The following is a 23,780-nucleotide window of genomic DNA, read 5'->3' on the forward strand; positions in this document are numbered from 1 at the left end:
GGCGGCTTTACCTTGGCTTGACATTTCTGCGGTGTGGCAGAACCACTGGCCCCACACAATGCGACCGACATGAACAGAATCCATCTCCCTGATGCGGCCCACCGGCCAGCGCTGCACCGCGCGAGTCTGGCGGCGGCGCTGGCGTTGAGCCTGTCGGCCTGCGCCCACCTGCCGTCCCCGCCAGATCAAGCCGGCAGCAACGGCATGCTGCCGGTGGCACCGACCCAGTGGACCGCTGCGCCCGCCACCGAAGGGGTGGCAGCCACCGCGCTGACCCAGTGGTGGCAGCGCTTCAACGACCCCGCCCTGGGCGCGCTGGTCACCCAGGCGCTGCAGGCCAACTCCGGCGTGCGCAGCGCACAGGCCGCGCTGCAGCAGGCGCGCGCCCAGCGCGACGTGCAGCAGGCGAACAACGGTCCCTCGCTCAGCGCCTCGGGCTCTGCCCAGCGCAGCCGCTCCGGCACGGCCGACGCCAGCAGCCGCTTCCAGGCCGGCTTCGACGCCAGCTGGGAGCCCGACGTCTTCGGCGGCAACCGCGCCAGCCTCGACGCCAGCGAGGCCGACGCCCGCGCCTCCGAAACCAGCCTGGCCGATGTGCAGGTGTCGCTGGCGGCCGAGGTGGCCGCGTCGCTGATCGAGCTGCGCGGCCTGCAGTCGCGGCTGGACATTGCGCAACGCAACCTGGCCGCGCAGTCCGAAACGCTGCAGATCACGCGCTGGCGGGTGCAGGCCGGCCTGGCTTCCTCGCTCGACCTGGAACAGGCCATCGCCGCGCAGGCCCAGACCCAGGCCCAGATCCCCGCACTGCAGGCCAGCCTGGCCCAGGCCCGCAACGCGCTGTCGGTGCTGACCGGTCAGGCACCCGGCGCGCTGGACGCCACACTGGGCGCGGTCGCGCCGGTGCCGCAGCCGCCCGCGGACATCGCACTCTCGCTGCCGGCCGAGACCCTGCGCCAGCGCCCCGACGTGCGCACCGCCGAACACCGCATCAGCGCCGCGCTGGCGCGGGTGGCGGCCGCCGACGCGGCGCGCTACCCGAGCTTCCGGCTCGGCGGATCGCTCGGCCTGTCCGCGCTCACGCTGGGCACGCTGACCGACGGCGCCTCCGTGGTGCGGTCGCTGCTGGCCAGCGTGTCGGTGCCGCTGCTGGATGGCGGCGCGGCGAAGGCCCAGGTGCGCGCACAGGAGGCGGCGCTGGAACAGGCGCGTGCCGGCTACGCCAGCACGGTCCTGACCGCGCTGCAGGACGTGGAGGACGCGCTGGTCGCCATCCAGGGCGACCGCGAGCGCCTGGCCCACCTGCAGACCGCCGCCGAGGCCGCCGTCACCGCCGAGTTGCTGGCGCGCCAGCGCTACCAGAGCGGCCTGATCGATTTCCGCACCGTGCTCGACACCCAGCGCACCCTGCTGTCCGCCCAGGACAGCGTGGCCAGCGCCCAGGCCTCGCTGTCCACCGGCCACGTCCGCCTCTACAAGGCCCTGGGCGGCGGCTGGACCCCGGACACCGGCGCGCCGAGCGCCGCCCGCTGACCGATTTATCCCGATGACCATGAACGCCAAGAAGACCTCCACCCCCGCCGACGCCCAGGACCTGCTGGGCGATGACCGTCCGCCCCGCTGGTGGCAGCGCGCCTCGACCTGGATCGCGGTCGCGGCGCTGGCGCTGGCCGGCGGCGGCCTCTATGTGTGGCAGTCGCAGAAGAACGCCAAGGCCGCGCCGGTCTACGTGACCGAACCACTCAAGACCGGCGACATCACGCTCACGGTCGCGGCCAACGGCACGCTGCAGCCGACCCGCTCGGTCAACGTGGGCAGCGAGCTCTCGGGCACGGTCAAGCGCGTGCTGGTCGACGTGAACGACCGCGTCAAGGCCGGCCAGGTGCTGGTCGAGCTGGACACCGCCAAGCTGCAGGACCAGGTGACGCAGGCGCGCGCCGGGCTGGCCTCGGCCCAGGCGCAGCTCGCACAGGCGGTGGCCACGGCCCGCGAGGCCCGTGCCACGCTCGCCCGCTTCGAGGAGGTCGCGCGCCTGTCGGGCGGCAAGGTGCCCTCGGCCACCGAGCTGGACAGCGCCAAGGCCGCCGTGGACCGCGCCGTGGCCGCCGAGGCGGCTGCCCAGGCCTCGGTCAACGAGGCCCGTGCCGCGCTGTCCACCAACGAGACCAACCTGTCCAAGGCCTCGATCCGCTCGCCCATCAGCGGCGTCGTGCTCTCCCGCTCGGTCGACCCGGGCAACGCGGTCGCCGCCTCGCTGCAGGCGGTCACCCTGTTCACCCTTGCCGAGGACCTGGCCCAGCTCAAGCTGGACGTGGCGGTGGACGAGGCCGACGTCGGCAACGTGAAGGTCGAGCAGAAGGCGACGTTCACCGTCAGCGCCTTTCCGGCGCGGCGCTACCCGGCCACCATCCAGCGCGTGGCCTTCGGCTCCACCAAGACCGACAACGTCGTCACCTACACCACCACGCTCAACGTCGACAACGCCGACCTGAGCCTGCGCCCCGGCATGACCGCGGCCGCGACCATCGTGGCCAAGGAGGCCAAGGGCGTGCTGCTGGTGCCCAACACCGCGCTGCGCTTCTCGCCCGCGTCGTCCAACGGGGCTGCCGCCGCCAGCGGCGGCAGCATCCTGTCGAAGATGATGCCGCGCCCCCCGAACACGCGCCCCAAGACCGCCGGCATGGACCGCCGCGGTGGCGGCCCGCGCCAGATCTGGGTGCTGGAGAACGGCCAGCCCGTGGCCAAGGAAGTCCGCACCGGCATCAGCGACGGCCGCAACACCGAGGTCAGCGGCGAGGGCCTTTCAGAAGGCATGGCGGTCATCACAGAGCAACGCGCCTCCGGAGCGGCCCAGTGAGCGACACCCCGCTGATCCGCCTGTGCGGCATCACCAAGACCTACGGCGAAGGCCACACGGCCTTCCAGGCGCTCAAGGGGGTCGACCTCGACATCCAGCAGGGCGACTTCGTGGCCATCATGGGCCCCAGCGGTTCGGGCAAGTCGACCGCCATGAACACCCTGGGCTGCCTGGACGTGCCCACCACCGGCGAGTACCTGTTCCGCGGCGTGCACGTGGAGACGCTCTCGCGCGACCAGCGCGCCCGGCTGCGCCGGCGCTACTTCGGATTTGTGTTCCAGGGCTTCCACCTGCTGGCGCGCACCTCGGCGCAGGAGAACGTCGAGCTGCCCCTGGTCTACCGCGGCGAACCCGCGGCCCTGCGGCACTCGGCGGCGCTCGCGGCGCTGGAGAAGGTCGGTCTCAAGGGCTGGGAGCACCACACGCCGGGCGAACTCTCCGGTGGCCAGCAGCAGCGCGTGGCGATCGCGCGCGCCATCGTCACCGAGCCGCAGGTGCTGCTGGCCGACGAGCCGACCGGCAACCTCGACACGCAACGCAGCCACGAAATCATGGAACTGCTCTGGCGCCTGAACACTGAGCAGGGCATCACCGTGCTGATGGTCACGCACGAGCCCGACATGGCCGAGTACGCGCGCCGCATGGTGCGCTTCGTCGACGGCGTGGTTGCCAGCGACGTGCGCAACCCGGTGCCGCACCTGCTGCGCGAACGCCAGCCGGAAGGGGACAGCCATGTGGCTTAACACCCTGATCCTGGCGCTGCGCTCGATCCGGCGCAACCTGCTGCGCTCCTTCCTCACCATCCTGGGCATCGTGATCGGCGTCAGCGCCGTGATCACCATGGTCACCGTCGGCAACGGTGCCACCGCGGCGGTGCAGAACCAGATCGCCGGCCTGGGCACCAACCTGCTGCAGGTGCGGCCCGGCCAGCGCATGGGGCCGGGGGGCGGCGGCGGCGGTGCGCCCGCGTTCAAGGAGAGCGACGGCGAGGCCATCATGGGACAGGTCAGCGGCATCCTGGCGGTGGCACCCGAAGCCCGCACCGGCACCACCCTGGTGGCCAATGGCCGCAACTGGAATTCCAGCGTGATCGGCAGCACCAACGACTGGCTGGTCACCGGCAACTGGAAGATCGCCGACGGCCGCAACTTCAGCGACGACGAGCTGCGCGCCGGTGGGGCGGTCTGCCTGATCGGCCAGACGGTGCAGCGCGAGCTGTTCGGCAACACCAGCGCCGTGGGCGGCCAGCTGCGGGTCAAGGCCATGAGCTGCGAGGTCGTCGGCACACTCCAGTCCAAGGGCCAGGGCGCCTTCGGCAACGACCAGGACGACATGGTGCTGATGCCGATCAAGACGCTGCAGCGCCGCATCGTCGGCCACACCCGCGTCAACACCCTGCTGGTGTCGATGAGCGATGGCGCCGACGCCGCGCGCGTGACCGCCTCGATCACGCAGCTGCTGCGCGAGCGCCGCAAGCTGGCCGAGACCGACGAGGACAACTTCAACGTGCTCGACACCAAGCAGCTGGCCGAAACCCTCTCGGGCACGACCAGGATCATGACCATGCTGCTGGGCGCGGTGGCCGCCGTCAGCCTGCTGGTGGGCGGCATCGGCATCATGAACATCATGCTGGTGAGCGTGACCGAACGCACCCGCGAGATCGGCCTGCGCCTGGCCATCGGCGCGCTGGAGCGCGAGGTGCTGCTGCAGTTCCTGATCGAGGCCGTGGTGCTGGCCGCGCTCGGCGGCCTGGTGGGCATCGTTCTGGCCACCGGCGCCTCGGTGGCGCTGTCGGCGGTGATGGACGTGCCCTACCAGTTCAACCTGGGCGTGAACCTGCTGAGCTTCCTGTTCTCGGCCGCCATCGGCGTGCTGTTCGGCTACTTCCCGGCGCGGCGCGCGGCGCGGCTCAATCCGATTGACGCATTACGTCATGAGTGAAGTCAGACCTCGCGGGGCCTGACCTTGCTCGCGGCCAGCTTGGCGTTGGCGCGCGCCGTGTCGGTGCCCGTCGCCCGGGCCAGCGCGACGCCCATGCGGCGCTTGGTGAAGCTCTCGGGTTTGCCGAACAGGCGCAGGTCGGTGCCGGGCACACGCAGCGCCTCATCGACGCCGTCGAACACGATGCCCTGGGCCTCGACACCGCCGTAGATCACGGCACTGGCGCCCGGGTTGCGCAGGGACGTGTCCACCGGCAGGCCGAGGATGGCGCGGGCGTGCAGTTCGAACTCGCTCTGGTGCTGCGTGCACAGGGTCACCAGGCCGGTGTCGTGCGGGCGCGGGCTGACTTCGCTGAACCAGACCTGCTCGCCCTTGACGAACAGCTCCACGCCGAACAGGCCCAGGCCGCCGAGGTTGTCGGTGACGGCCTTGGCGATCTGGCGCGACTTTTCAATGGCGGCCGGCGTCATCGCCATGGGCTGCCAGCTCTCAACGTAGTCGCCGCTCACCTGCACATGGCCAATGGGTTCGCAGAAATGCGTCTCGACCTCGCCACTGGCGCCCCTGGCGCGCACGGTCAGCTGGGTGATCTCGTAGTCGAAGTCGATGAAGCCTTCGACGATCACGCGGCCATGGCTCACGCGGCCGCCGGCCATCGCGTAGTCCCAGGCTTTCTGCACATCGGCCGGGCCGTCGATCTTGCTCTGGCCCTTGCCGCTGGAACTCATCACCGGTTTGACGATGCAGGGGTAACCGATGCCGGCGTCAATGGCCGCCTGCAGCTCGGCCAGCGAGTCGCAGAACTGGTAGGGGCTGGTCGGCAGGCCCAGGGTCTCGGCCGCCAGGCGACGGATGCCCTCGCGGTCCATGGTCAGGCGCGCGGCGCGCGCGGTCGGGATCACCGTTACCGTGCCGGCGGCTTCGAGCTGCTCCAGCATGGGCGTGGCAATGGCCTCGATCTCGGGCACCACCAGGTGCGGGCGCTCGGCCTCGATCAGCGCCTTCAGCTGGGCCGGGTCGCTCATGGTGATGGTGCGCGCGTGGTGCGCCACCTGCTGGCCCGGCGCGTTCTCATAGCGGTCGACCGCGATGGTCTCCACGCCCAGGCGCTGCAGCGCGATCAGCACTTCCTTGCCGAGTTCGCCGCTGCCCAGCAGCATGACGCGGGTGGCGGAGGGCGAGAGGGGTGTACCAAGCGTCGTCATGAGGGTCCTCGAAAAACGTCAGGGGGCGGCAAGGCCCATGGCCTCACCCATGCGCACCGGCCGGCCGGCCGCCCAGCGCGGGTTGAAATCGATGGTGTCCTTCGGCCAGAGCATCACGACCGTGGAACCCAGCAGGAAGCAGCCCATCTCCTCGCCACGCTGCAGCAGGCAGGGCTCGTTGTCGTAGGTCCATTCGCGCACGTTGCGGGTGCGCGGCGGATTGACCACACCGTGCCAGACCGTGGCCATGCTGCCGACGATGGTGGCGCCCACCAGCACCAGCGCAAACGGACGGGTCTCGCCGTTGACACCGTGCGGCACGTCGAACACGCAGACCACGCGCTCGTTGCGTGCGAACAGGCCGGGCACGTGCGCCGCCGTCACCGGGTTCACCGAGAACAGCTCGCCGGGCACGTAGATCATGCGCCGCAGCCGCGCGTTGCTGGGCATGTGGATGCGGTGGTAGTCCTTGGGGCTGAGGTAGATCGTGGCGAAGGAGCCGCCGCGGAACTGCGCGGCCAGGCCGGCGCTGCCCCCCACGAGCGCGCGGGTGCTGTAGCGGTGGCCCTTGGCCTGGTAGATCTGGTCGTCCTTGATGGCACCGAGCTGGCTGATCGCACCATCGACCGGGCAGACAAATCCGTCGCGCGCGAGCGGGCGCACGCCGGCGCGCAGCGGCCGGGTGAAGAACTCGTTGAAGGTGGCGTAGCTGCGCGGATCGGGGTTGACCGCCTCGTCCATGTTGACGCCGTAGCGCTTGATGAACCAGGGAATCACGTTGTGCGTCCACCAGGTGGCGCGCGAGTGGGCGCACCAGCCGGCAAACCGCGTGATCGCGGTCTTGGGCAGCAGGTATTGCAGAGCGACGGCGGGGGGAAGGGACACTTTGGAGCGAGCCGGACGCGGCGTCAGACGACCGTTCGGCCGGGAAGCCGGCATTGTAGGACGGCCGTTTTCACCCGCCATTTCCGCCCGCAGGGGCACGGCGGGCACGGCACAATCGGCCGCCATGAGTGAACTGCTGTTCGAGTGCCGGGACTTGGTCAAGCGCTACGGCGGCCAGACGGTGGTCGACCGCCTCTCGTTCGGCATCGCTCCGGGCGAGTGCCTGGGCGTGATCGGCCCCAACGGCGCCGGCAAGACCACCACCATCCGCATGTGCCTGGGCCTGACGGCACCGGACGCCGGTGCGGTGACCGCCTTCGGCCTGTCCATGCCGCAGGAGGCGCTGGCGGTCAAGCAGCGCCTGGGCGTGGTCAGCCAGATGGACACGCTGGACCCGGACTTCTCCTGCGCCGAGAACCTGCTGGTGTACGGCCGCTACTTCGGCCTGAAGGACGCGGCCATCCGCGCGCGCATTCCGCAGCTGCTGGAGTTCGCCGCCCTGTCGCACAAGGCCGACGCCAAACCCGGCGAGCTCTCGGGCGGCATGAAGCGGCGGCTGTCGCTGGCGCGCGCCCTGGTCAACGACCCGCAACTGCTGCTGCTCGACGAGCCCACCACCGGGCTGGACCCGCAGGCGCGGCACCTGATGTGGGAGCGCCTGCAGCTGCTGTTGCAACAGGGCAAGAGCATCCTGCTGACCACCCACTTCATGGACGAGGCCGAGCGCCTGTGCTCGCGCCTGCTGGTGCTGGACCACGGCCGCAAGATCGCCGAGGGCCGGCCGCGCGAGCTGATCGCGCAGCACCTGGAGCCCGAGGTGGTGGAGGTCTACGGTGCCGGCGCGCTGGCGCTGCACGACGCGCCGGCACACGCCGCCCTGCGCCAACTGGCCGGGCGGGTCGAGGTGAGCGGCGAGACGGTCTTCTTCTACACCCAGGACGCCCGCTCGCTGCTGCAGGCGCTGGCGCCGATGCACGACCTGCGCACCCTGCACCGGCCGGCGAATCTGGAGGACCTGTTTCTGAAACTGACCGGCAGACAAATACGGGAAGACGGCTGATGAGCAACCCATCCCATTGGTCCGCCCCACGCCTCTCGATGCGCTGGTGGCCCGTGTTCCAGCGCAACCTGCTGGTGTGGAAAAAGCTGGCGCTGCCCAGCCTGGTCGGCAACATCGCCGAGCCGCTGATGTGGCTGGTGGCCTTCGGCTACGGCATGGGCGCGCTGGTGGGCCAGGTGAGCCTGTCCACGCCGCAGGGGCAGCAGGCCGTGCCCTACATCCTGTTCCTGGCCAGCGGCAGCATCTGCATGAGCGCGATGAACGCGGCCAGCTTCGAGGCGCTGTACTCCGCCTTCTCGCGCATGCATGTGCAGAAGACCTGGGACGGCATCATGAATGCGCCCGTGCGGCTGGACGACGTGGTGCTGGCCGAGATGCTGTGGGCGGCCTTCAAGGCCCTGTTCACGGTGCTGGCCATCCTGGGCGTGATGCTCGCGCTGGGCATCAGCCATTCTCCGAAGCTGCTGCTGGTGCTGCCGGTCCTGCTGGTGGCGGGCATCACCTTCTCGTGCATCGCCCTGGTGTTCAACGCGCTGGCCCAGGGCTACGACTTCTTCACCTACTACTTCACGCTGTTCCTGACACCCATGATGTTTCTCTCGGGTGTCTTCTTTCCCCGGGAACAGCTGCCGGGACTGGTGCGCGCCGTCTCCCAATGGCTGCCGCTGACCAATGCCGTCGCGCTGGTACGCCCCCTGTTCATGGACCAGTGGCCCGATCAGCCCCTGGTGCACCTGGCGGTGCTGGCGGTCTACGCGGTCGGCGCGTTCTGGGTCGCGCTGGCGCTGACCCGCAAACGCTTTGCGAAGTGATCAGTGCACGGCGAGCTGCAGGGCCGGCTGGGCTGCGGCGTAGAACTCGACGCCCGAGTCCATGAAGGCCTCGTTGTCGATCGCTGCGTCGTAGGCACGGACGGCCTTGCGCTGCGTGAGGGTGCGGTGGGTGATCGGGATCAGGGGCTTGTCCAGCGGGCGGCACACGCGGTGGCGCAGGCCGCGCAGGTCGCGGCTGCTTTCCATGGCCGTGATCACGGCTTCCGGATCGAGCATGAGGACGAAGGGGTTGAGGCTGGCGGTGGAGTTCATGGCGGTGTCCTGGAGAAAACGGGGTGAAAACAAGGCGTTTGTCGATGTCACAAACTGTATTCATCCTGTTTCAAGACGTTAAGTCGGCGCCTTGCCATTCGCGTTGTAGGAAATTGCCTGACAAGCTGCGAGATAAGCGGTAATCACCTGTCAGTTTTCCGGCGAGCGGGGCCCGGCCCGCCCCACCTCGCGGCCCCATCAGGCGCGCAGAGCGTCCACCGCCGCCGCCACCACCCCCTGCACGCTGCCGCTCTCGGCGTAACACTTGCGGAGCCAGGTGGCGTGGTTGCCGTCGCGCGCCGCGGTGCGTTCGACCTCGTCCAGCGCGGCCTGCGCCTCCAGCACATCGGCGTGGTGGCCGAGCTTGCGCAGCGTGGCCAGGATGTCCTCTCGAATGCTGATCTGCTCGCGCGTCTTGGGGTTGACCATCATGCCGTCGAGACCAAAACGGCAGGCCTGGAAGCGGTTGTAGGTGTAGACGAGGTAGTCGTCCTCGACCGGCGGCGGTTCGTCGCGCTGCAACAGGTGGCGGCACAGGCACTGCAGGTAACAGGCCAGCGCCGCGGCGCGTTCCACCGTCAGCGGCGTGTCGCAGACCCGCAGCTCGATGGTGCCGTACTCGGGCTTGGGCCGGATGTCCCAGTAGAAGTCCTTCATGGACTTGACCACGCCCGTGCTCTCCATCTTGGTGAAGTACACGTTGGCGAACTCGTCCCAGCTGAGCGTGAAGGGAGCGCGCCCCGAGAGCGGGAAGGCGAACACCGAGTTCAGGCGCGCCGAGTCGAACAGCGTGTCCACACCCTGGAAGAACGGCGAGGACGCCGACAGCGCGATGAAGTGCGGCACATAGCGGTTGAGCGAGTGCAGCAGGAACAGCGCCTCGTCGGGCGAGCTGCAGCCCACGTGCACGTGCTGCCCGAACACGGTGAACTGCTTGGCGAGATAGCCGTACAGCCCCGAGAGCTCCTGAAAGCGCGGCTTGGAAAAGATGCGCTGCTCGAACCAGCGCTGGAACGGGTGGGTGCCGCCCCCGGCGAGCGCGATGTTGAGGCGGTCGCCCGCATTCACCAGGGTGTCGCGGATCTCGCGCAGCTGCGCCAGCAGCGGGCCGTGCATGTGCTGCACGTCGGTGGCGATCTCGATCATGCTCTGCGTCATCTCAGGCGTGACCACGCCCGGGAAGGGCTTGCGCCGCAGCAACTCCAGCAGGTCGTTGGCGCTGCTGGAGAGATCCATGTCGTAGGTGTTGACGAGCTGCAGTTCGAGCTCGACGCCCAGCGTGAGGGATTCGGAGGCCTTGAAAGTTTCCAGCGGCATGTCTGCGTCACTCCCGGGTCACATGCGTTTCGCTCGCCGCCTGCAGGGCGCGCTGCGTCACCAGAGGACCGAACAGCTCCTGCAGCACCATCATGAACGCCAGGACCATCAGCACCTGGCGGGCGGGTTCGAAGCCGTAGAGGCGGCTCTGTTCCAGCAGCAGGATGGCGAAGGCCGACATCGGCGTGAGCGCCAGGCCGGTCAGCAGACCCTTGCGCTCGGTGCTGCCCGACAGGCGCGCCGCGGCCACGTTGCATACCACCTTGGTGGCGATGCGCACGACGATCAGCACCAGCCCCAGCAGCACGCCGCCACCGATCTCGCTCCAGTCCAGCAGGGCCGCGATGTAGACGAACAGGAACAGCGTCAGCATGTCGCCCGCGGTGCCGAAGCCGCGCTGGGCGTTGGTGAGGTGCACGCGGCGTTCGCGCGCCACGATGCCGAAGGTCAGCGCGGCCAGCAGCGGCGAGAGCTTGAGGCCGTAGGCCATGGTGGTCAGCAGCACCACCGCGAGCGCGAACACCAGGGTCACGTCGCGCTCCTGGATGCGCTGCGAGCGCAGCAGTGCGGGCATGCCCACGCCCAGCAGCGCCCCCACGGCGACCGAGGTGACCAGCACGTGCACGCTGCCGAAAGCCGCCAGCACCAGGTCGCCCGAGGTCGAGAGGTGCCAGTAGCCGATGACCAGTTTGAGCGCCAGTACGGCCACCAGGCAGTTGATTGCGCACAGGTGCAGCACGCGCTCGGTCACCTGGCCGGCGCTGCGCATCTCGTTGGCCACCCGCACGATGCCGGCGGGCGAGGCGGACACCGACAGCGCCGCGATGATCAGCCGGGTGTCTGTGGGCAGCGTGAACAGCCCCGACACCCAGTACACCGTGGCGAAGGTCAGCACCGACTCCACCAGCCCCAGCGCCAGCACCCAGGGGTTGTGGCGGAACCAGCGCAGGTGGATGCGGTAGCCCAGCTCGAACAGGATCAGCGACAGCGCCACGTTGGCCAGGAAGGGCAGGCCCGGCACGGCGTCGGTCAGCCCCGGCAGGTTGATCAGGCTGGCCACCAGGCCCACCGCCACATAGCTGGTCACCCGCGGCAGGTTGGCCCATTCGTGCAGCCGCTCGCCCAGATACCAGGCCACCAGCAGCACCAGGGGCCAGGCCATGGACTGAAGAAGAAAGGGAAAGTCGGTCACCATGCAGAAAAAGAATGGTTGGAGGGCGGCGCCCCGGCCCCCGGGTGTACCACCCCGGGAAGGTGCTGTCATGTAACAGGACGAAACCCCTCAGGGGGCGGCGGCCTCTTGACGCCAGTGAAAACGCTGTTCCAGCAGGCGCGGTTCGTCGAAATGGCGGCGGCCAACAAAGGCCGTCGGGTGCCGCCCCCACTGCCGCATCGCGCCGGGGCTCTCGATGCCCATGGGCCAGAACAGGACCCGTTCGCCGCGCTCGGTACCCGGCATGATGCCATGGGACCCGAACGCACTGCGATGGCCGCCGTCCGCCGTGGGCAGACTGCGCAGCTGGTCCTCGTGCTCCAACGAATAGGTCGTCCCCGCCGCGCCTCCCTCATCGGCGGCCACACCGACCAGCTGGTGGTCCGATGCGCTCAGATGCACCCGCAGGCGCTGGCCAGGCGCGAGCTCGGGCAGCGTGGCCGGCACGAACGCCCATTCGATGCGCGCCGCCGGCGGCGGGCGCAGGTCCATGCTGCGCGCCGGCACGAACACGTGGTAGCAGCCGCAGCCGTGGATGCTGTCGAGCATCAGCGGCCGACCGCCTTCGTCCAGGGTCAGGCGCAGCACCACCGCATCCACCCGACCGGCCAGCAGGTCCAGCCCGTGGCGCGCCGGCCGCTCGGGAAACCACAGGCTGTAGACCAGCTGCAGCAGCACCCGGTCGCCGTAGCGCGTGTGGGCGATGCGCTGGTAGAGCAGCGGCTGCGCGGTCTGGACCTCCGGCGCAGGGTCCTCGCCCCAGCGCAGCCGGCCCGGCTGGTCGGCGTCGGAAGGGGTCTCGATGTGCACCACCGGCGAGTAGGCCTGCAGCAGGCGGCGGGCGGTGTCGGCGTCGGGCGCCGGAATACCGAGAGCGTCCACCGGCAGCGGCGTCCACGGCACCGTCGCTGCGGCCCCGGTCGCGGGCCGGTAGCGGGCCCAGCCCGGTGCGTCCGCGGGCGGCGAGGCCATCCAGCGGCTTTGCCATTGCCGCAGCTCGCGCTCCACGCCCGAGAAAAACGGCCACTGGCTCAGCGGGTAGAGACCCAGCGTGCGCAGCGCAACGCTGTAGTCGTCGGGCACCAACGCGGCGTCGCGCAGCCGGCGCCGGGCGGTCTCGTCGGCCGACAGCGCTTGCCAGAGCAGCGGGCCGCAGGCCTTTGCGCGCGCCTGGAGGTCCTCGCGGTCCACGACGCCCAGCGCGTCAACGGCGGCGCGCGGCAGGTTGCGGATCTCGGCCCAGCGCGCCGCCTGGTCCAGCGCCATCAGGCGGTCGCCCCAGGCCTGCCAGCGCGCAGCGTCCTGCAAGGCCTCGTCGCGGAAGGACGCCAGCAGGCGGTCGACGCGGACGAAGGGCATCCCGTCGATGCGGGCCGCGCCGCCGTCGCGCACCGCGTGCGCATCGGTCTGTTCGTCGAGCTGCTGCAGCCACTGCTGGCAGGCGGCCACCGGTCCGCCCTCGTCGGTGCCGCGGGGCACAGGCGACGCGCACCCCGCCAGCACCACCACGGCGGTGGCGAGCAGGCGCGAAATCACGGGCTTGCCAACCATCGCACGATGGTAGCGGCCGGCCTCGCCAGCGCCGAAGGTCTGGTTACACGCCCGCAATGGCGCAGGGTTACCATGCCGCATGACCCCAACCCGACGCCTTCCCCTCGCCCGTACCGTTGGCCTGCCGCTGCTGCTGTCGCTGACCGCCCTCGCGTCCCACGCCCAGTCCACCCCCGCCACCGCACCGGCGGCCGCCGCGGCGCCCAGCCCGGCCAAGAAGGAGCTGATCCAGCGCGTGCTCAAGCTGCAGCAAGGCGGCATCGAGCGGCTCGCCACGGCCATGACCGAAGAACCCGCACTGCTGCTCGCCGACCGGGCCTCCGAGATCATTGCCGCCAAGGTGCCCAAGGATCGGCAGGAGACGGTCGCCAAGGAAGTCCAGTCCGAGCTGCAGAAGTACCTCAAGGACACCGTGCCCCTTGTGCGCCGCAGCGCCCAGCAACTGGCGCCAGCCACCATCGGCGCGGTGCTGGAGAGCAAGTTCAACGAGGACGAGCTGCGCGAGATCGTGGCGATGCTGGAATCCCCGGCCTACGGCAAGTACCAGCAGCTCAGCGGTGAGATGCAGCAGTCGCTGCAGGCCAAGCTGGTGTCCGACACCCGGGCCACCGTCGAGCCCCGCGTGCAGGCGCTGGAGAAGACCCTGGGCGAGCGTCTGACGGCAGCCACCTCCGCGGCGGCCGCCACACCCGCCAAGCCCGCGGCCAAGCCGGCCACCAAGTAACCCCCGGACCGCGCCGCCGCACCCGGGCCGCGGCGCCTCAGACCGCGAAGCGCTCGCGCAGCGGCTGCAGACCCAGTTCGTCGACGATCTGCAGCAGGCGCTCGCGGGCGCGCTGCCGCTGGCCCTGCGCCCCGTCGTGGCGGCGCGCCAGGATCAGCTCGTTCTTCATCGAGTGCTCCCAGCCCACCAGTTCGGTGACCGTGACCTGGTAGCCGTGGGCTTCGAGCTGCAGGCAGCGCAGCACGTTGGTGATCTGGCTGCCGAACTCGCGTGTGTGCAGCGGGTGCCGCCAAAGCTCAGCCAGCGGTGTTCGGGCGAGTGACAGCGCCTTGTGCTGGCGCATCATCGAGGCCACCTCGGCCTGGCAGCAGGGCACCAGCACCATGAAGCGGGCCTGCTTGGCCAGACCGAAGGCGATGGCGTCGTCGGTGGCGGTGTCGCAGGCGTGCAGCGCGGTCACCACGTCGATCTGCGCCGGCAGCTCGGGATGATCCAGCGCCTGCTGCACCGTGGTCGCCAGGAAGCCCATGCGCGCAAAGCCCAGCCGCTGCGCCAGCGCGCGCGACTTTTCGACCAGCTCGGCGCGGGTCTCGACGCCGTACACCCAGCCAACCGGCTTCGACTTGAAGAACAGGTCGTACAGGATGAAGCCGAGGTAGGACTTGCCGGCACCGTGGTCGGCCAGGGTCACGTCGCCGCGGCCCTTGAGCACCTCGGCCAGCAGCGGCTCGATGAACTGGACCAGGTGGTAGACCTGCTTGAGCTTGCGGCGGGTGTCCTGGTTGAGCTTGCCCTCGCGGGTGAGGATGTGCAGCTCCTTGAGCAGTTCGACGGACTGGCCCTCGCGCAATTCGGGCAACTGGGCCTGCAGGCTGGGGGCTTCGGGGGTGCGGCGGGCGGCTTTGGGCATGGCTGGATTGTCGCAGGCGGTCACAATCGGCGCATGCACGCCACCGACCCGCGACACCCCTACGAAACGCTCACACCCGACGTGGTGCAGGACGCGCTGGCCAGCCTCGGCCTGTGGGGCGACGGGCGCCTGTCCGCGCTGAGCAGCTACGAGAACCGGGTCTACCAGGCGGCGCTGGAGACGCCTCTGGACGGGCACGCGCAGGTGGTCCTCAAGTTCTACCGGCCGGGCCGCTGGAGCGAGGCACAGATCCTCGAAGAGCACGCCTTCGCGGCCGAGCTGGCCGCCGCCGATGTGCCGGTGGTGGCACCGCTGTCCATCGACGGCCACACGCTGCACCGCCATGGCGGCTTCCTGTTCAGCGTGAGCCCGCGGCGGGGCGGACGGCGCCCCGAGCTGGAGGACTTCGACGTGCTGGAGTGGACCGGCCGCTTCCTCGCGCGGCTGCACACCGTGGGCGCCGCCCGGCCCTTCGTGCACCGCCCGGCGCTGGACGCTGCCAGCTTCGGCCACGAGCCGCGCGACTGGCTGCTGACGCACGAGGCCGTGGCGCCCGAGGTGCGCACCGCCTGGCGCCAGGCGCTGGACGAAGCGCTGCAGATCATCGAATCGCACCCCGCCCTGCGCCCGGTCCGGGCTTCGGCCACCGAGGACCGCGTGGCCCTCATCCGCCTGCACGGCGACTGCCACCCGGGCAACATCCTGTGGACGCCCGAGGGCGAGCCCGGCGCCGGCCCGCACTTCGTCGACCTGGACGACGCACGCACGGGACCTGCCGTGCAAGACCTGTGGATGCTGCTCTCGGGCGAGCGGCGCCAGCAGACGCAGCAGCTGGGCGCCCTGCTCGATGGCTACGAACAGATGCGCGACTTCGACCGGCGGGAGCTGGCCCTGATCGAGCCACTGCGCACGCTGCGGCTGGTGCACTACAGCGCCTGGATCGCACGGCGCTGGCAAGACCCGGCCTTCCCTATCAACTTCCCCTGGTTCGGCAGCCGCGACTACTGGCAGGGCCAGGTGGACATGCTGGTCGAGCAGATCGAGGAAATGCAGAAGCCGCCGCTGGTGGTTTGACCCTTTCTTCATAAAGGTTTCTGGCAATTAAATTGTGTGCAATTAAATTGCCAGCTACAGTTCACGCCATGCCATCCACAACACCCCTCGACGAACGCGCCCTGCTGCTGGACAACCAGCTGTGTTTCGCGCTCTATTCGGCCTCGCTGGCCATGACCAAGCTGTACAAGCCGCTGCTGGAGTCGATGGGCCTGACCTATCCCCAGTACCTGGTCATGCTGGCGCTGTGGGAGCGCGACGGCGAAACCGTCTCGGCGCTGGGCGAACGACTGCACCTCGACTCGGGCACCCTGACCCCGCTGCTCAAGCGACTGGAGGCGGCCGACCTGGTCTCGCGCCTGCGGGACACCACCGACGAACGACGCGTGCTGATCCGCCTGACCGCGGCCGGTCGACGGCTCAAGGCCCGGGCGGCGCGCCTGCCCGCCTGCGTGATGCAGGCCGCGCAGTGCAACCTCGACGAGGTCACTGCCCTGACCCGACAGATCCAGACGCTGCGCGACCGGCTCAGCGCCTGACCCCTTCACCCACCCGCTTGCTGCGCAAGCTTTTCATGAAAGACCCGACCATGGCCTCTCTCGACAAAGTTCTCTACACCGCCCGCACCCACACCACCGGCGGCCGCGACGGCGCCTCGCGTTCCGACGACGGCCGTCTGGACGTCAAGCACACGCCGCCCGGCGCGCCTGGCAACGGCACCAACCCCGAGCAGCTGTTTGCGGCCGGTTACTCGGCCTGTTTCATCGGCGCCATCAAGGCCGTGGCCGGCAAGATGAAGCTGACGGTGCCGGCCGATGTGGCGGTGGACGCCGAGGTGGACCTGGGCCCCGTGGGCCAGGCCTATGGCATCGCGGCGCGCCTGACGGTGCACCTGCCAGGCATGGACCGCGCGCAGGCCCAGGCCCTGGTCGACGCCGCCCACCAGGTCTGCCCGTACTCGAACGCTACCCGCGGCAACATCGACGTGACCCTCACGCTGGCCTGATCAGCCGCGCTTCTGGATCGTTCCGGCCAGGTGCCGCTCGCGGAAGCGGCGCATGGCCCGGAACAGCACCGGCGGCATGTAGTCCTGCGACACGCGCCAGCGCAGGCCGCCGATGCGCTCGTTCGGGCGCTCGGCAAAGATGGTCGTGTGCGCACCGTTCTTCTCTTCGTCGGGCCGCCCGTTCGTGTAATAGAACAGCGCCAGCGACTTGCGCGAGTCGCCTTCCGGGCAGGTCAGCGGGTCCGGATGGCCGTGGAAAGTGTTGCTGGTTGGCGAGAAGATCGCCAGGCGGTTGAACACCGGCAGGATCTTGGCGCCGCAGTACGTCACCTCGCGATCCCACAGCTCCAGGCTGCCGCCGTACTCTTCCTTCCAGTTCTTGTTCATGTAGAAGATGACGTTGATCCGGCGGTCCAGGAAGTTCTGGTCGTGCTTGTTGAAGTCGGCGTGCAGCTTGAGCAGGCCACCGCGCGGCGTCTGGTGCAGACCGCCGCCCCGCATCGACGGGTCGGCAATCATGTTGTCGATGCCGGTGACCTTTTCAAGGAAGCGCAGAAACGGCGCCGAATTGAACTGGTAGAGCATCTGGCGCGTCACCGGCCCGAACTTGGTCTCGTCCACACACACCAGCTTGCGCTCGGCCGGGCGGTTGTAGTTGTGCCACTCGATGTCCTGCGCCCTGGGGAACTCCTGCCACATCGCCTCGGCGATGTCCTCGGGCAGGAAGTTGTCGAACGCCATGTGGTTGAACGGCGTGCCGAGCTTGTACTGGGCCTCGCCCTCGATGGCGAGTTGTTCGTAGCGGGGGTCGTCGAAGACGAAACGGTTGGACAGTTCGGGGCGGGACACGGAGGACTCCTGAGGGTGCCGGGACGGTGGTCCCGTGAAACATCCCTTCAGCGACCGGCCCCCCCCTTTTCAGGGCGTGGCGGCAGGCGTCTTGTGCGCTTGCATGCGGCGTCCGAGCACGCCGAGCAACACGGTCAGGGCATCTCCAAGCAGAGTGGTCAGGCGCATGCTCACGGCCAGCCCGGCGGCCACCGCAGCTCCGGTCAACGGAGTGAAGAGCACCACCATCATCGCCTCGCGCACCCCGAGACCACCGGGAGAGCCTGGCACCACATAGCCCACCACCCAGGCGCTGCTGTAGAGCAGCGCGATGCTGAACCAGTCAATGTCGGGACTTGCGAATAAGTATTCCGACTGCAATTTCACTACATAGCCCTGCTGCATGAAGTTGATCAAGATCAACAGGGACACGAACAGCGCGGTGCGCAGTTGCGGCAGGCGCAACAGCCGGCCGCCGCCAATCTTCATGCTCAGCCTGGGCAGCAGGGTGTTGAGCACCTTGATGCCCAGCCAGGGCGCCACCAGGGCCAGCGGCAGGATCCAGACCAGCTTGGAAGCGAAGGCGGGTGCTGCCGCCCCGTCGGCGGTGTGCAGGTCCCACAGCACCACGGTGCCCAGCAGGGCGAGCATGCAGCTGATCACCAGGTTCCAGATGCCCTCGAACACCGCCGTGCCCACCGCGACACCCACGGGAATGCCGGTGGACTTGGCCAGCACGCCGCGGCCGATGAACTGACCCACATTGCCCGGCAGGTACTTGCCCAGCTGGGAAATGAAGAACACCTGCACCGCCAGCCGCGTGGGCACGCGGTGGCCCTGGTCGGACATCAGCAGGCGCCACACGTGGGTGCCGAAGAAGTGGGCCAGCACCACGCTCATCATGCTGAGCAGGCCGACGGCCACGGTGGCCAGGTTGAGGGGAATCGGCGGCAGCTTCTCCATGTGGATCATGAAGGCGCGCACGAAGAACACGATCGACGCCACGACGGCCGCATACATCAGCCACTTGAAAACGGTCTTGGCGTATTTCATGGAAACCCGTGGGAAACAAAGCGAAGCGGCGCTACAAGGCGCCGCACAACCCCACAAGTGTAGTCGCCGGGTGGTGGCCAGCCACCACCCGGACCCTGACGCAGATCAAGCCAGGCTGCCCAGGCGCTCCATCGCGTCGGCCAGCCAGTCCTTGGGCAGGGGCTCGTCCTTGGCCGGCGCAACCACCCAGCCTTCGCCAGCCGAATGGAGGCCGAAACGCCCCTGGGTCCAGAGTTGCCAGGCCAGCCAGGCGCAGTCGTGGGCCGAGGCCGGACCACCGGCGGGTGCGGTCAGCAGGGCCGTGCAGGGCTCGGTGCGGGCGAGATGCAGCACACCGTCCCGGACCTCTGCGCCCAGGACAGCCGCCAGCTGCGCCAGCGCATGCGCATCGTCCTGCCGGGCGCCGAACCGTTCCAGCCAGGAGCGGACCTGCAGCGCCACCCCGGCGCCCCGGCGCGCCTCGGCCTGCTGCAGGTCGGCGTGGTCCCATCGGTGCCAGTCCACCGCCGGCTCCTGCGCACCCACCCACAGGGCCGCCTGCGCAAAGCGGAACAGCGCGCGCTCGTACGCCGCCGGGTCGGCACCGGCGCCGATCACGAGCAGGGACGACAGACGGCCCGACACCAGGCGAGCCTGCTGGGCCAGCATCTTGTCGCGCACCAGTTCGTCGCGCTCGCTGCGCAGGGCCGACAGCTCCAGTGCGTTCTTCAGGTCGGAGCGCAGGCTCTCCAGCTCCCAAGGCTTGGCGATGTAGCGGTAGATCTCGCCGGTGTTGATCGCATCAATGGCCTCGCCGATCTCGGAATAGGCTGTGGTGAGCATGCGCACGATGTGCGGGTAGTGGGTGCGGGCGTGGCGCAACAACTCGTTGCCGCGCTCACCGGGCATGCGCTGGTCGCACACCAGCACGGCGATGTCGGCGCCGTGCACGCTGAGCACCGCGCGCCCCTCGTCGACCGAGTTGGCGGTCAGCACCGGGGCCAGCGGCCCCACCAGCCGCTCGAAGTACTTCAGGGCGATCGCCTCGTCATCGACGTACAGGATCTTCTCGGGTTTCATCTGGATACCTCATGGTGTTGTTCTGTGTCCGTGGCACCAAAGTGCAGGCGGACCGCGGTGCCACCAGCGGGCGGTGACCGGACCTCGACCGTCCCGCCCACGGATGCCATCACCCGCTGGCAGAAGACCAGGCCCATGCCGCTGCCGCCACTGGCCGACCGGGTGGTGACGGGCTCCCGGGTCAGCCGGGCCAGCACCTCCGGCGCAATGCCCGGACCGTTGTCGCTGATTTCAATGACCGCCCGGTCCGGCATTCCTGCGACCAAGATGCGGATGCGGGGTTCGGCCGGCGGTGCCGAATGCAGGGCCAGCAGGGCATTCTTGACCACGGTACACAGCACCAGGTACAGCAGGTCGCGCTGGCCGGGCAGGACAAAGTCCTGCAGCAGATCGCAGACCAGCCAGCCGGCCTCATCGCCATCGAAAGGATAGCCCTCGCGCACCGATCGCACCAGATCACTGGCCAGTTCGCTGGCGGTGCCGTCGGCGTGATAGGCGTCGCGCGCGGTGCGCACGAAGGTCGCCACCAGGGACTGGGCGTAGTCGGTGCGGCGCAGGGCCGCATCCAGCATCGCTCCGATTTCGCCGGGACGGCGCTGGGTGAGACAGACCAGGTCGGTGTTGCCGCACAGAGGGGCCTGCTGGCGTTCGCGCATGGCGTGCAGGTAGCCGCTGACGGTGGCCAGCGGCGTGCCCACCTCGTGCGCCAGGAATCCGAGCGTCTCTCGCATGGCCTCGTCCCGCCGCTGCAGCAGGGTCTGCTCGCGCAGCCGCTGCTGGCAGGCCGCCAGAGCCTCGCGCAAGGCCCGCCGGGTCACCGGTTCGTCCAGCGGCTTCTCCAGGATCCGCCCCACATGGCCCAGGTTGACCGCCGCCATCGCCACGTCCTTGTCGGCATAGGCCGACATCAGCAACCGCGACACCAGGGGGTGCCGCTGCCGGACCTCGGCCAGCAGGGCCACACCGTCGCGTTCGGGCATGCGGTAGTCGGTCAGCAGGACGGCGACCTCGTGCCCCTGCCGGTCCATCAGATCCAGTGCCTGCCGCACGCTGGCGGCGGTCCGCACGTCGAACTCGTCGCCGTAGGAGCGCGCAAACCACTTGAGCGCCTGCGGTTCGTCGTCGACCAGCAGCACGGCACGGGCCAGCGGGGGAACGGAACCGGAACCCGGCAGGTCGGATTTCATTGGGGCGGCCTCGGCAGATCGAACGAAAACTCGGTCCATTCGCCGAACACGCTGTCGACGGACAGGATGCCGCCGTGCCGCTGCACGATGCCGTAGCTCACGCTGAGCCCCAGCCCGAGGCCGGCCCCCACGTCGCGGGTGGTGAAGAAGGGCTCGAACACCCTGCCGATGTTGGCCGGGTCGATGCCGTGCCCGTTGTCCCGCACCGAAATCCGCAGCCGCTCACCCTCCGGCGCCACCCGCACATCGATGCGCGGCTGCGCCCGCTGCACGGACTGCATGGCGTGGGCGGCATTGCTCAGCAGGTTGATCAGCACCCCGATGATGGCCGGCTCGTCACCCATCACATGGGTGTCCTGGGGCAGGTCGAGCGCCAACTCGATGCCCTTGAGTTCGTAGCCGGCCAGGCGGATGGCCGAACGCACCGCGTGCTCCAGCAGGAAGGGCCGCTGGCTGTCGTCACCGGGCTTCTGATAGGCAAAAGTCTTGAGGTCGGAGACGATGTTCTGCACCCGGGTCAGCCCCTCGCGCGCGTCGTCCAGGCTCTCCTTGAGCATCGGGTCGGTTTTGGCAGACGGCACGCTCAGGCCCATGTTCACCGCCATCAGGGCGTAGTTCACCGGGTTGTTGAGCTCGTGCAGCAGCCCGGCCGAGAGGGTGCCGATGGCGGCCATCTTCTCGCGCTGGATCAGCTGGCCCTTGACCTCGGCCAGGGTGCGGTTGGTCTCCTGCAGCTTGTCGTTGTTCATGGCCACCTCGTGCTGCAGCTGGAACAGGCGCAGCCGCGCCCGCTCGTTGAACCAGGTGCAGACCGCGCTGGCAATGGCCGAGAACAGGATGAACAGGCTGTTGGTGTAGAGCTTGCCGGGTTCGGCCACGCCGTCGGGGTGGAGCGTGCAGGCCATCAGGTAGAGCACCAGCGTGAGCACACCGAAGCCGATGCCCTCGAACAGCGTGATCGGCAGGATGATGCCCACCGCGTACATCGCCAGGTGCAGGCCAACAAAGTAGATCGAATCGACCCCGCTGGTCAGCCAGATCATCCAGGCGATCATCACCTGCGGCAGCACCAGCCAGGTCATGGTGAGCACCCGCACCTGCTGCGCCCCCACCCGGGTGTAGAGCAGCATCAGGATGCCCAGGGTCAGGCAGGCCACCAGCAGACGCAACAGGAAGAACTCGGTCAACCACTCCGGATAGGAGAAATAGTCCAGACCCACCCCCGCGAGCACCAAGCCGATGGAGGTGATGCTGCCGGCCTTGCTGTAGGCGAGCCGGAACGCCGACAGCTGACGCTCGTAGGACGCGGTGTCCCTGGCGATCATGCAGTGTCCAGGGGGCCGCGCCCCGGCAGCGTGGTTTCCGCGAACACGTTGACCCCGGTCTGGTCGGTGTACAGGTCGATCGCCGCCCCGACCTCGGACATCACGGACATCATCTGCGCCTCGTCGCGGTAGATCAGGTGCCACTCCAGCAGGTGCTCCATGCCATGGCGCTCGGGGTTGCTCGAGTGCACATTGGTCAGCAGCATGCGCGCGCCCGGGGCGGAGCGGGACATGAAATAGCGGATCAGCCGGGTGCAGACCTTGTCGGACAGGTAGTCGAACAGGCCCGCGCAGTAGATGAAATCAAAACCCCGGCCACCCTCCAGCTCCTGCGACTGGGCCGGGCGCTTGAGCAGGTCGTGCACCGACTCCTGGACATAGTTCACCTCGACCCGCCGGCCGGTCTCGGCCATCACCGCGTCGATGCGCTCGCGCGTGTAGTCCAGGGTCTCGCGGCTGAAATCGAGCAGGGTGAAGCTCAGGCGGCTGAGGTCCGCGCCGGAGGCGATCAGCCGCTGCAGCTCGACCGCTGGGCCGCAGCCCACGTTGAGGATGCGCACCTGGCGCCCTTCCTGCTCGCCCAGGGCCACGGCGCGCCGGAGGTAGTCGACCAGGATGTTGATGCGGTTGCGGTGCGCCTCGGCCACCGCCGCCCGCAGGAAGGTCGCGTTGACCAGCTGGATGTAGGTGCTGCCGCCCTGCCGCGGGTCGCCCAGCAGCTGGTTGACCATCTCGTAGTCGCCGGCATAGCCCAGCGGCTTGGCAAAGGTGCGGTAGACAAAGGGCGCCCGCAGCACCAGCGGATGCAGCGCCGCCTGGGCGTAGCTGCGGTGCAGCAGCGCGTCGTCCGCCGGCACGCTGGCGGCCTCGCTTTCCAGCCGCACCAGGAAGCTCTTGCCCTTGGTCATCAGGGGCTCGGCCATGGCCCAGAACACCGCATCGGTCAGCCGGCCGTCCTCGCCCTTGGGCAGCGAGTCCAGCATGTCGGCCTGATCGATCCAGCGCGCGGTCTCGGACAGGAAGGCCCGGAACTCACTGACCGCCACCTGGTAGCTCTCCTTGACCCGGAAGCGCTGCTCCCAGTCCTCGACAAAACGGGCAGCTTCCATGCCAACCTCCCGCACATTGCCACGGGCCAGATTGAGGTCCGACCACTCGTCAATCAGGGCCAGCGAGACCACCGCCATCAGGCCGGTGTTGAGCAGGCTCACCACCACCGCCTTGCCCTGGTAGATGGCGCGTTCGCCGGAGCGGATCACCAGGTCGCTGAGCACCTCGCTGACCTGGACGATGGAATAGGGGTTGTAGATCTCCATCACCAGCGAGCGGCGCTGGAGACTGGTCAGCGTGCCGCGCGCGGCTTCGCCTTGGCTGTTTCGGAAGGTGACAACAGGATCAAAGGGGCGCTGGGGTTGCACGGTGGTTGGATGTCAACGGTGGTGGGGCGAATCGCCCCGATCGGAAGCTCCCAATCTGCCAGTGTAGTCATCTGCGACCTGTTTCACGGGCGCAACTGTCGTCCAA

General features: G+C 69.0%; 23 protein-coding genes. 10 read left to right on the plus strand and 13 right to left on the minus strand.

All coding sequences use genetic code 11. The annotated features are described in order from the left end of the window. Positions 1 to 69: 69 nt before the first annotated feature. Genes DD542_RS07340 through DD542_RS07355 form a run of 4 tightly spaced genes read left to right on the plus strand, consistent with a single transcriptional unit; the run spans position 70 to position 4,795 of the window. Entirely contained in the window at positions 70 to 1,530 is a 1,461-nt protein-coding gene (locus DD542_RS07340; protein ID WP_127804774.1) for an efflux transporter outer membrane subunit, read from the plus strand. A gap of 19 nt (positions 1,531 to 1,549) precedes the next feature. Further along, entirely contained in the window at positions 1,550 to 2,854 is a 1,305-nt protein-coding gene (locus DD542_RS07345; protein WP_127804776.1) for an efflux RND transporter periplasmic adaptor subunit, read from the plus strand. Then, positions 2,851 to 3,597, plus strand: a complete 747-nt coding sequence (locus DD542_RS07350) for an ABC transporter ATP-binding protein (RefSeq protein WP_127804778.1) — start codon at positions 2,851 to 2,853, stop codon at positions 3,595 to 3,597. Before DD542_RS07345 ends, DD542_RS07350 begins: the two co-directional genes overlap by 4 nt. Then, positions 3,587 to 4,795 (plus strand): ABC transporter permease, encoded by a 1,209-nt coding sequence (locus tag DD542_RS07355; protein ID WP_127804780.1) that lies wholly within the window; start codon positions 3,587 to 3,589, stop codon positions 4,793 to 4,795. Before DD542_RS07350 ends, DD542_RS07355 begins: the two co-directional genes overlap by 11 nt. A 2-nt stretch (positions 4,796 to 4,797) precedes the next feature. Here DD542_RS07355 and purT read toward each other — a convergent pair whose 3' ends face one another. Together purT and asd are read right to left on the minus strand one after the other, a co-directional pair. Next, positions 4,798 to 6,000: a formate-dependent phosphoribosylglycinamide formyltransferase gene (gene purT, locus DD542_RS07360; protein ID WP_127804784.1), complete on the minus strand. Its 1,203-nt coding sequence runs from the start codon at positions 5,998 to 6,000 to the stop codon at positions 4,798 to 4,800. A gap of 18 nt (positions 6,001 to 6,018) precedes the next feature. Next, positions 6,019 to 6,885, minus strand: coding sequence for an archaetidylserine decarboxylase (gene asd, locus DD542_RS07365; protein WP_066153839.1), 867 nt, complete (start codon positions 6,883 to 6,885; stop codon positions 6,019 to 6,021). Between the two features lie 124 nt (positions 6,886 to 7,009). Between asd and DD542_RS07370 the strand changes: the two genes are divergently transcribed. Both DD542_RS07370 and DD542_RS07375 read left to right on the plus strand, forming a co-directional pair. Then, on the plus strand, positions 7,010 to 7,945 hold the full coding sequence (locus DD542_RS07370) for an ATP-binding cassette domain-containing protein (protein WP_127804786.1): 936 nt from the start codon (positions 7,010 to 7,012) through the stop codon (positions 7,943 to 7,945). After that, complete coding sequence (locus tag DD542_RS07375) at positions 7,945 to 8,757, plus strand: ABC transporter permease (RefSeq protein ID WP_127804789.1); 813 nt, start codon at positions 7,945 to 7,947, stop codon at positions 8,755 to 8,757. Before DD542_RS07370 ends, DD542_RS07375 begins: the two co-directional genes overlap by 1 nt. On the opposite strand, the gene DD542_RS07380 is transcribed toward DD542_RS07375, so the two are convergent. The 4 genes from DD542_RS07380 to DD542_RS07395 all read right to left on the minus strand — a co-directional run bounded on the left by DD542_RS07380 (position 8,758) and on the right by DD542_RS07395 (position 13,111). After that, positions 8,758 to 9,030 carry a hypothetical protein gene (locus DD542_RS07380; protein ID WP_079364345.1) on the minus strand — a complete coding sequence of 91 codons (273 nt, stop codon included), beginning with the start codon at positions 9,028 to 9,030 and terminating at the stop codon, positions 8,758 to 8,760. It abuts the gene before it with no gap. A 198-nt stretch (positions 9,031 to 9,228) separates the two neighbouring features. After that, positions 9,229 to 10,347, minus strand: a complete 1,119-nt coding sequence (locus tag DD542_RS07385) for a YbdK family carboxylate-amine ligase (RefSeq protein ID WP_079364344.1) — start codon at positions 10,345 to 10,347, stop codon at positions 9,229 to 9,231. Between the two features lie 7 nt (positions 10,348 to 10,354). Next, entirely contained in the window at positions 10,355 to 11,509 is a 1,155-nt protein-coding gene (locus DD542_RS07390; RefSeq protein ID WP_066153854.1) for a cation:proton antiporter, read from the minus strand. 120 nt (positions 11,510 to 11,629) lie between these two features. After that, positions 11,630 to 13,111 carry a hypothetical protein gene (locus DD542_RS07395; protein WP_127804791.1) on the minus strand — a complete coding sequence of 494 codons (1,482 nt, stop codon included), beginning with the start codon at positions 13,109 to 13,111 and terminating at the stop codon, positions 11,630 to 11,632. A 79-nt stretch (positions 13,112 to 13,190) separates the two neighbouring features. Between DD542_RS07395 and DD542_RS07400 the strand changes: the two genes are divergently transcribed. Continuing rightward, complete coding sequence (locus DD542_RS07400) at positions 13,191 to 13,835, plus strand: hypothetical protein (RefSeq protein WP_127804793.1); 645 nt, start codon at positions 13,191 to 13,193, stop codon at positions 13,833 to 13,835. Positions 13,836 to 13,872: 37 nt separating this feature from the next. Here the strand turns inward: DD542_RS07400 and DD542_RS07405 are convergent, their stop codons facing one another. Then, positions 13,873 to 14,745, minus strand: coding sequence for an SAM-dependent methyltransferase (locus DD542_RS07405; RefSeq protein ID WP_127804795.1), 873 nt, complete (start codon positions 14,743 to 14,745; stop codon positions 13,873 to 13,875). A 33-nt stretch (positions 14,746 to 14,778) separates the two neighbouring features. Here DD542_RS07405 and DD542_RS07410 point away from each other — a divergent pair, with 33 nt between their 5' ends. The 3 genes from DD542_RS07410 (at position 14,779) to DD542_RS07420 (ending at position 16,804) form a co-directional block, all read left to right on the plus strand. After that, the gene (locus DD542_RS07410; RefSeq protein WP_127804797.1) at positions 14,779 to 15,819 is read left to right on the plus strand and encodes a serine/threonine protein kinase; all 1,041 of its coding nucleotides are present in this window, start codon (positions 14,779 to 14,781) and stop codon (positions 15,817 to 15,819) included. A gap of 68 nt (positions 15,820 to 15,887) precedes the next feature. Then, entirely contained in the window at positions 15,888 to 16,337 is a 450-nt protein-coding gene (locus tag DD542_RS07415) for a MarR family transcriptional regulator (RefSeq protein WP_066153866.1), read from the plus strand. A 50-nt stretch (positions 16,338 to 16,387) separates the two neighbouring features. Beyond that, positions 16,388 to 16,804 carry an organic hydroperoxide resistance protein gene (locus DD542_RS07420; protein ID WP_066154081.1) on the plus strand — a complete coding sequence of 139 codons (417 nt, stop codon included), beginning with the start codon at positions 16,388 to 16,390 and terminating at the stop codon, positions 16,802 to 16,804. Here the strand turns inward: DD542_RS07420 and DD542_RS07425 are convergent, their stop codons facing one another. The 6 genes from DD542_RS07425 to DD542_RS07450 form a co-directional block, all read right to left on the minus strand. Beyond that, positions 16,805 to 17,653, minus strand: a complete 849-nt coding sequence (locus tag DD542_RS07425) for a 2OG-Fe(II) oxygenase (RefSeq protein ID WP_079364339.1) — start codon at positions 17,651 to 17,653, stop codon at positions 16,805 to 16,807. It lies immediately after the preceding gene. A 69-nt stretch (positions 17,654 to 17,722) separates the two neighbouring features. Beyond that, positions 17,723 to 18,685, minus strand: a complete 963-nt coding sequence (locus DD542_RS07430; RefSeq protein WP_066153872.1) for a lysylphosphatidylglycerol synthase domain-containing protein — start codon at positions 18,683 to 18,685, stop codon at positions 17,723 to 17,725. Positions 18,686 to 18,790: 105 nt separating this feature from the next. After that, positions 18,791 to 19,744 (minus strand): response regulator, encoded by a 954-nt coding sequence (locus tag DD542_RS07435; protein ID WP_127804799.1) that lies wholly within the window; start codon positions 19,742 to 19,744, stop codon positions 18,791 to 18,793. Continuing rightward, entirely contained in the window at positions 19,741 to 20,931 is a 1,191-nt protein-coding gene (locus tag DD542_RS07440; RefSeq protein ID WP_127804801.1) for a hybrid sensor histidine kinase/response regulator, read from the minus strand. The genes DD542_RS07435 and DD542_RS07440 overlap by 4 nt, the downstream gene beginning before the upstream one ends. Continuing rightward, a complete protein-coding gene (locus tag DD542_RS07445) occupies positions 20,928 to 22,256 on the minus strand; it encodes an ATP-binding protein (protein WP_079364335.1) in 1,329 nt (442 codons plus the stop codon). The genes DD542_RS07440 and DD542_RS07445 overlap by 4 nt, the downstream gene beginning before the upstream one ends. Beyond that, positions 22,253 to 23,674: a class I SAM-dependent methyltransferase gene (locus DD542_RS07450; RefSeq protein ID WP_241559717.1), complete on the minus strand. Its 1,422-nt coding sequence runs from the start codon at positions 23,672 to 23,674 to the stop codon at positions 22,253 to 22,255. Before DD542_RS07450 ends, DD542_RS07445 begins: the two co-directional genes overlap by 4 nt. Positions 23,675 to 23,780 lie beyond the last annotated feature (106 nt).

The organism is Hydrogenophaga sp. NH-16, from assembly GCF_004006415.1.
GTDB classification, from domain to species: domain Bacteria; phylum Pseudomonadota; class Gammaproteobacteria; order Burkholderiales; family Burkholderiaceae_C; genus Hydrogenophaga; species Hydrogenophaga pseudoflava.

Coding starts and splice junctions, on each gene's coding strand:
- DD542_RS07340 (WP_127804774.1), top strand. CDS start 70: ATGAACAGAATCCATCTCCCTGATGCGGCCCACCGGCCAGCGCTGCAC.
- DD542_RS07345 (WP_127804776.1), top strand. CDS start 1,550: ATGAACGCCAAGAAGACCTCCACCCCCGCCGACGCCCAGGACCTGCTG.
- DD542_RS07355 (WP_127804780.1), top strand. CDS start 3,587: ATGTGGCTTAACACCCTGATCCTGGCGCTGCGCTCGATCCGGCGCAAC.
- purT (WP_127804784.1), bottom strand. CDS start 6,000: ATGACGACGCTTGGTACACCCCTCTCGCCCTCCGCCACCCGCGTCATG.
- DD542_RS07370 (WP_127804786.1), top strand. CDS start 7,010: ATGAGTGAACTGCTGTTCGAGTGCCGGGACTTGGTCAAGCGCTACGGC.
- DD542_RS07375 (WP_127804789.1), top strand. CDS start 7,945: ATGAGCAACCCATCCCATTGGTCCGCCCCACGCCTCTCGATGCGCTGG.
- DD542_RS07380 (WP_079364345.1), bottom strand. CDS start 9,030: ATGAACTCCACCGCCAGCCTCAACCCCTTCGTCCTCATGCTCGATCCG.
- DD542_RS07385 (WP_079364344.1), bottom strand. CDS start 10,347: ATGCCGCTGGAAACTTTCAAGGCCTCCGAATCCCTCACGCTGGGCGTC.
- DD542_RS07390 (WP_066153854.1), bottom strand. CDS start 11,509: ATGGCCTGGCCCCTGGTGCTGCTGGTGGCCTGGTATCTGGGCGAGCGG.
- DD542_RS07395 (WP_127804791.1), bottom strand. CDS start 13,111: ATGGTTGGCAAGCCCGTGATTTCGCGCCTGCTCGCCACCGCCGTGGTG.
- DD542_RS07400 (WP_127804793.1), top strand. CDS start 13,191: ATGACCCCAACCCGACGCCTTCCCCTCGCCCGTACCGTTGGCCTGCCG.
- DD542_RS07405 (WP_127804795.1), bottom strand. CDS start 14,745: ATGCCCAAAGCCGCCCGCCGCACCCCCGAAGCCCCCAGCCTGCAGGCC.
- DD542_RS07410 (WP_127804797.1), top strand. CDS start 14,779: ATGCACGCCACCGACCCGCGACACCCCTACGAAACGCTCACACCCGAC.
- DD542_RS07415 (WP_066153866.1), top strand. CDS start 15,888: ATGCCATCCACAACACCCCTCGACGAACGCGCCCTGCTGCTGGACAAC.
- DD542_RS07420 (WP_066154081.1), top strand. CDS start 16,388: ATGGCCTCTCTCGACAAAGTTCTCTACACCGCCCGCACCCACACCACC.
- DD542_RS07430 (WP_066153872.1), bottom strand. CDS start 18,685: ATGAAATACGCCAAGACCGTTTTCAAGTGGCTGATGTATGCGGCCGTC.
- DD542_RS07435 (WP_127804799.1), bottom strand. CDS start 19,744: ATGAAACCCGAGAAGATCCTGTACGTCGATGACGAGGCGATCGCCCTG.
- DD542_RS07440 (WP_127804801.1), bottom strand. CDS start 20,931: ATGAAATCCGACCTGCCGGGTTCCGGTTCCGTTCCCCCGCTGGCCCGT.
- DD542_RS07445 (WP_079364335.1), bottom strand. CDS start 22,256: ATGATCGCCAGGGACACCGCGTCCTACGAGCGTCAGCTGTCGGCGTTC.